Genomic DNA, 5,472 nt, shown 5'->3' on the forward strand with positions numbered 1-5,472 from the left:
TGTCTTGACCTTGGGCAGGCCCTTGAGCAGTGCCCGGTCGGCGGCGACGGTGGTCCTGCGGCGCAGCGCGGGCACGTGCCAGGCCCCGCACACCACGGCCACGCCCGCCTCGAACTCCCGCTGCGCGGCCCGCACCTGGAGCCGCATGTACGCCTCCCGGACGAGGTCACGGTCGCGCCCGCCGGTCTCCTCCGTCTCCCGCAGCGCCCCCATGGCCTCCTCCAGCGCGGTGAACGGCGCGAGCGCGTCCCCTTCGCCGGTGCCCCGGTGCTCGACGACGTCCTCCCACCAGCGCTCCGGGTCGTCGTACCCGGCGGTCTCCGCGAGCACGGCCAGCGGATCGACCCGCACGCCGGCACCGTCACCCGGCTCGCGCCCCTCCTCCGGGCCCGTGTCCGGCAGCTCGGTCCCGGGGACTTCCCAGGCCAGCGTGTGGGTCGCCGGGAGGTCGATGAAGCGGGCCGGGACGTCGTGTTCCAGGGCCCAGCGGACGGCCACCCACTCCGGGGAGAACTCGGCGAGCGGCCAGAACGCCGAGCGGCCCGGTTCGTCCACGGCGTGGGCGAGCAGGGCGACCGGCGGCCGCATGTCCTCGTCGGCGGCCAGCGGGACCAGGGCGTCGGCCTCGGGCGGGCCCTCGATCAGCACGACCCCCGGCCGGGTCGCGTCGAGCGCCGCCCGCACCGCCCGTGCCGACCCCGGCCCGTGATGACGCACGCCGAGCAGCAGCGGCCCGTCCCCGGGCCCCCGCCCGGCCGCCCCGTCAGTGCCCGTCACGCCGTCCCCCTCGCCGCCGCGCCCAGGACGAGTCCCCGTCGTCCCCCCGCCGCCGCGCCCAGGACGAATCCCCGTCGTCCCCCGCCGGACCGAAGTCCGGAAGACCCGCCCACGACCACGCCCGCACGCCGTGGGCCCGCACACCGTCCGCCCGCACGCTGTCCATCCGTACGCCGCTCACGCGCTCACCTCCCGGCAGGCCCGGTAGAAGTCCTTCCAGCCGTCACGCTCGCGCACGACCGTCTCCAGGTACTCCTGCCAGATGACGCGGTCGGCCGCCGGGTCGCGGACGACGGCGCCGAGGATGCCGGCGGCGACGTCACCGGAGCGCAGCACGCCGTCGCCGAAGTGGGCGGCCAGCGCGAGGCCGCTGGTGACGACGGAGATGGCCTCGGCCGTCGACAGGGTGCCGCTGGGCGACTTCAGCTTCGTGCGCCCGTCGGCCGTCACCCCGTCGCGCAGCTCGCGGAAGACGGTGACGACCCGTCGGATCTCGGCGATGCCGTCGGGCGTGGCCGGCAGGTCGAGGGACCGGCCGATCTGGTCGACGCGGCGCGTGACGATGTCGACCTCCGCCTCGGCGCTCTCCGGCAGCGGCAGCACCACCGTGTTGAAGCGGCGGCGCAGGGCGCTGGACAGGTCGTTGACCCCCCGGTCGCGATCGTTGGCGGTGGCGATCAGGTTGAAGCCGCGGACCGCCTGCACCTCCTGGCCCAGCTCCGGTATCGGCAGGGTCTTCTCCGACAGGATGGTGATGAGCGTGTCCTGCACGTCGGCCGGGATGCGGGTCAGCTCCTCGACCCGGGCGGTCATGCCGTCGGCCATGGCCCGCATGACCGGACTGGGCACCAGGGCCTCGCGGCTGGGGCCGTGGGCGAGCAGCCGCGCGTAGTTCCAGCCGTAGCGGATGGCTTCCTCGGGGGTGCCGGCCGTGCCCTGCACCAGCAGGGTCGAGTCGCCGCTGACGGCGGCGGCCAGGTGCTCGGACACCCAGGTCTTCGCGGTCCCCGGCACGCCGAGCAGGAGCAGCGCCCGGTCGGTGGCCAGGGTGGTGACGGCGACCTCGACGATGCGGCGCGGCCCCACGTACTTCGGGGTGATCACCGTGCCGTCCGGCAGCGTGCCGCCGAGCAGATACGTGGCTACGGCCCACGGCGACAGCTTCCAGCGGGCCGGCCGCGGACGGTCGTCCTGCGCGGCCAGCGCGGCGAGTTCGCCCGCGAAAGCGTGCTCGGCGTGCGGCCGCAACGCCTCCGCGGCGGGCCCGTCCCGGGTCGGATCGACGGACGTCGGTGCTGCGGACACAGTCATGGCGGAGTCCCCCTCCAGCTCGGCCGGTTCGGTCTGACACCAACCGTGCACCACACCACTGACAATCGCTCTGACCTGCACAAACAGCAATGTGGGCGCTCTCGCGGAGTCGATTGTCAGTGGCACGATCTACCTTCGGGGACATGACTCAGCAGGGGGTGCGCTGGACGGCGGACCAGGTGCTGGCACTGGCACCTGACGCCGCGTCGCGCAAAGCGGGCAGCAAACTCGGCGCGGCCGGTCCGTGGTCCGAGACGGGGAGTTCCGACGACGGGACGATGTGGGGGCTGTGCAAGGGCAGTGGCAGCAGGCCGTATCAGACGGTGGTCGACGTCGCGGACGTGTCCGGGCCGGCGTATGCGTGCAGTTGTCCCAGCCGGAAGTTCCCGTGCAAGCACGCGCTCGGGCTGCTGCTCCTGTGGGCGGCCGACCTCGGCGCGGTGCCGCGGGCCGAGGCGCCGGACTGGGCCGGGCAGTGGATCACGGGCAGACGTGAGCGCGCGGAGAGGAAGAAGGAGGCGGGGGGCTCCGCCGATGCCGCGGGCGGGGCGGGTGATCCGGAGGCGGCGCGGCGCCGGGCGGAGCGCCGGGCCGAGCGGATCACCGCGGGCGCGACGGAGCTGGAGCAGCGTCTGGCGGACCTGCTGCGCGACGGCCTGGCCGGTGCGGAGCAGGCGGGGTACGCGTTGTGGGAGGAGACCGCGGCCCGCATGGTCGACGCCCAGGCGCCGGGACTGGCGGCCCGGGCGCGTGAGTTGGGCGCCCTGCCGGCGTCGGGGCCCGGCTGGCCGGTCCGGCTGCTGGAGGAGTGCGCGCTGCTGCACCTCCTCGACCAGGGCTGGCTGCGCCGCGAGCGGCTTCCGGACGCCCTGGCGGCGACGGTCCGTTCCCGCGTCGGCCTGCCCGCACCGGCGGACGGTCCGCCGGTGCGGGACCGATGGCTGGTCCTCGCCCAGTACGACACGGCGGACACGCGGCTGACGACCCGGCGCGTCTGGCTGTACGGCGCCGAGTCGCGGCGCACCGCGCTGCTCCTCTCCTACGGGGCCGCGGGCCGGGCTCCGGAGCTCGCGCTTCCGGTGGGTCTGGCGCTGGACGCGGAGGTGTCCTCGTATCCGGGCGCGGGCGGGCAACGGGTCGCTCTCGGCGAGCAGTTCGCGCCGCCCGCGTGGACGGACGCGCGCCCGCCGGGAGTGACGACCTCGCGTGCGGTCGCCCGTTACGGCGAGGCACTCCGCGACGACCCGTGGCTGGAGTCGGTCCCGGTGGCCCTGGGCCGGGTCGTGCCCGTACCGGACGGCGACTCCTGGCAGCTGGCGGACGCCGACGAGGACACGGCACTGCCTCTCAGCCCGGCGGCCCGCAACCGCCCCGGCCTGTGGCGGCTGGTCGCCCTCGCGGGCGGCAGGCCGGTCACGGTCTTCGGCGAGTGCGGCCACCGGGGCTTCACCCCGCTGACGGCCTGGCCGGACGGCCAGGGCCCGGCGGTGACGCTGTGCTGACGCACCCCACGGAAGGGAACCGCATGACCAGGACGCACAGTGCCCCGCACCCGGCGACGGCCCCTGTCACGGACGCACCCCCGTCGGGTGCCTGGGAGGAGCTCGTCACCTCGGCTCTGCTCGGCACGCAGCGGCGCACCCCGCACGGCCACGAGCCCGGCCGGGACGCACCGGCGGCCCTGCTGGACGCCGCGGCCGTGGAGACCGTCCGCAGACGCGCCGGGCTGACCCCGGCCCGCGCGGCCCGGCGTCCGGATCCGGCCCCCGGCGACGACCGTCCGCCGCTGCCGGACGCGGCGGCCCGCCGGCTCACGATGCTCCTCACCGACCGCCCCGGCACGGCGGGCGGCGGACGCAGGGGCACGGCGCCCGACCTGATGGAGCTGCTGCCCCAGTGGCTGGCCGCGGCGAACGCCCGCGGTTTCGCGGCGCCGCCCGAGGCGCTCCCGGCCCTGCTGGACGCGGCCCGGGGACGCACGGACCTGCGTCCGGCGGCGCTGGCCTTCGCGGGGCCGCGCGCCTTGTGGCTGGCCCGGCTGAACCAGGACTGGCGGTTCGCGCTGCGTGCGACGCCCGGCGGCGGCACCTCGCTGCCCGGCCCCGACGCCACCGAGCGGGTGCGGCAGTTGTGGCAGGAGGGCCTGTTCGCCGAGCGCGTCGCCCTGCTGGCGTCCCTGCGCTCCCGCGACCCGGCCGCCGCCCGCGAACTGCTCGCCTCCACCTGGGCGACGGAGCGGGCCGAGGACCGGCTGATGTTCCTCGACTCCCTGCGGACGGGGCTGGCAGCGGCGGACGAGCCGTTCCTGGAACAGGCGCTGGCCGACCGCAGCCGCAACGTACGGGCGACGGCCGCGGAGCTGCTGTCGGCGCTGCCGGACTCGGCACTGGCCGCGCGGATGGCGGCGCGTGCCCTGACGTGCGTGTCACTCGACCGCGCCACGGACCGGCCGGCGATCACCGTGGAGGCGCCGCACGAGTGCGACGCGGGCATGGAGCGGGACGGCGTCGCGCCCAAGCCGCCCGCGGGACGGGGTGAGCGGTCCTGGTGGTTCGGCCAGCTGGTGGAGGCGGCACCGCTCGGCGCCTGGCCGGCCCGGCTGGGCGGCCGCACACCGGAGGAGATCGTCGCGCTCCCCGTGACGGACGACTGGCAGGGCGAACTGCACGCGGCGTGGTGCCGGGCGGCGGTGCGGCAGCGGAACGCCGCGTGGGCGAGGGCGCTGCTGGGGGCTCCCACGGCGCCGGAGGCCGGCGGTCCCGGCGCGGTGTCCCTGGCCGAGCGGGCCAAGCTGCTCGGCACGCTCAGCGGTGACGAACGGGCCGAGTGGGTCGCCGGGTTCATCGCGACGCACGGTCTGTCCGAGGCGTTCCAGCTGCTCGGCATGTGCGGGGTGCCGTGGGCTCCGCCACTGGGACGTGCGGTGGTCGACGCGCTCAACATCGCCCGGGACGCCGGAAGTTACCCCTGGAGCTTCAGCGGCGTGATGGGCCTGGCCGAGCGCTGCCTCGACCCCTCGGAGGCGGCCCGCCTGGACGCGCTGCTGGCGATACCGGACGAACCGGAGGACGCGTCGCCGGGAGCAGGCGGCTACTGGGCGGAAGCCTTCCAACGCCTGGTCACGACGCTACGCCTGCGCGCGACGATGACCGAGGAGCTGGGGCCACTGCGGGAGGAGTCGGGAGCGCCGTAGGGGGTGCGGCGCCGGGCCGGGGCTGCGGCGTGGGCCTGGCGTCAGGGGCCGGTGCGGCCGCACGGGGCCGACGGTTCGGCGCACCCGGCGGTGCCACGATCGCCGAGGGGCCGTCCGCCATCCGACGGCGGACGTCGGTCGCGCCCCAGCCGCACCCCGGGCCCACGCCAGGCCACGCGCCGTGCGCCCTC

Annotated in this window: 4 protein-coding genes; 2 read left to right on the forward strand and 2 right to left on the reverse strand. The window is 76.4% G+C overall.

The genetic code is table 11. From position 1 onward, the window contains the following. Together GTW67_RS09430 and GTW67_RS09435 are read right to left on the reverse strand one after the other, a co-directional pair. On the reverse strand, positions 1–777 hold a 777-nt coding region (locus tag GTW67_RS09430; protein ID WP_346010608.1), incomplete at its 3' end, for a DUF5682 family protein. Between the two features lie 177 nt (positions 778–954). Beyond that, positions 955–2,088: an ATP-binding protein gene (locus GTW67_RS09435; RefSeq protein WP_161164351.1), complete on the reverse strand. Its 1,134-nt coding sequence runs from the start codon at positions 2,086–2,088 to the stop codon at positions 955–957. A gap of 143 nt (positions 2,089–2,231) precedes the next feature. Between GTW67_RS09435 and GTW67_RS09440 the strand changes: the two genes are divergently transcribed. Both GTW67_RS09440 and GTW67_RS09445 read left to right on the forward strand, forming a co-directional pair. Continuing rightward, entirely contained in the window at positions 2,232–3,590 is a 1,359-nt protein-coding gene (locus tag GTW67_RS09440; RefSeq protein WP_161164352.1) for an SWIM zinc finger family protein, read from the forward strand. A 23-nt stretch (positions 3,591–3,613) separates the two neighbouring features. Next, complete coding sequence (locus tag GTW67_RS09445) at positions 3,614–5,281, forward strand: DUF5691 domain-containing protein (RefSeq protein WP_161164353.1); 1,668 nt, start codon at positions 3,614–3,616, stop codon at positions 5,279–5,281. The last annotated feature ends 191 nt before the right edge of the window (positions 5,282–5,472 follow it).

Source organism: Streptomyces sp. SID5910, from assembly GCF_009862125.1.
GTDB lineage: Bacteria > Actinomycetota > Actinomycetes > Streptomycetales > Streptomycetaceae > Streptomyces.

Coding starts and splice junctions, on each gene's coding strand:
- GTW67_RS09435 (WP_161164351.1), bottom strand. CDS start 2,088: ATGACTGTGTCCGCAGCACCGACGTCCGTCGATCCGACCCGGGACGGG.
- GTW67_RS09440 (WP_161164352.1), top strand. CDS start 2,232: ATGACTCAGCAGGGGGTGCGCTGGACGGCGGACCAGGTGCTGGCACTG.
- GTW67_RS09445 (WP_161164353.1), top strand. CDS start 3,614: ATGACCAGGACGCACAGTGCCCCGCACCCGGCGACGGCCCCTGTCACG.